The sequence below is a fragment of the Rhizobium sp. 01T437 genome, assembly GCF_056398505.1.
The window spans coordinates 1-614 of the sequence record NZ_JBFTPM010000072.1 but is presented as its reverse complement, the minus strand read 5'-3'; the positions used below and the strand labels follow the sequence as shown (position 1 = coordinate 614).

Sequence of the window (614 nt, the reverse complement as noted above, 5' to 3'; positions counted from 1 at the left end):
GCCGTCTGGACGGCCAGCACCGGTGCGTCATTGGCACCATGGATGGTGATGGTCAGGTTTGCCGTGGCGGTGGCGCCGGCAGTGTCGCGCATCGTGTAGCTGAAGACATCGCTCAGCGTATTGGTCGACTGGCGTAGCGCCTGGACGGCAGCATTGGTCTCGTTGACGGCATAGCTATAGACGCCCGATGCACTGAGCACGAGACTGCCATAGGTGCCGTTCAGCGCCGTGCCGAGCGTGCCTGATGTCGCACCGAAGACGACGGCCGTGACCGTCTTGGTGTCACCGGCATCCGGATCGGTATCGTTGGTCAGAACATTGCCGCTCGCAACCACACCACCCGAACCATTGGCAACGCCTCCCTTCTCGGTCGCGTCACCCGCATCGGCAACCGCCGTCGGTGTCGTGTTGCCAGGCGTCGATACGGCGATGTTGAAGGTCTCGTTGGCCGCAAGACCTCCGAGATCGGTCGCCGTCACCTTGACGCCATAGGTCCCGCCTGTCGTCGGCGTGCCGGAGAATGTCCGTGTCGTGGCGTTGAAGGCCAGCCAGGCGGGAAGCGCTGTCCCGTCGGCAGCAGTTGCCGTGTAGGTCAGCGTTTCGGTGCTGTCGAC

At 63.8% G+C, this 614-nt stretch carries 1 protein-coding gene; it reads right to left on the bottom strand.

All coding sequences use genetic code 11. The features are described 5' to 3' along the window. On the bottom strand, nt 1-614 hold a 614-nt coding region (locus tag AC1DM5_RS36540; protein WP_477976954.1), incomplete at both ends, for a VCBS domain-containing protein.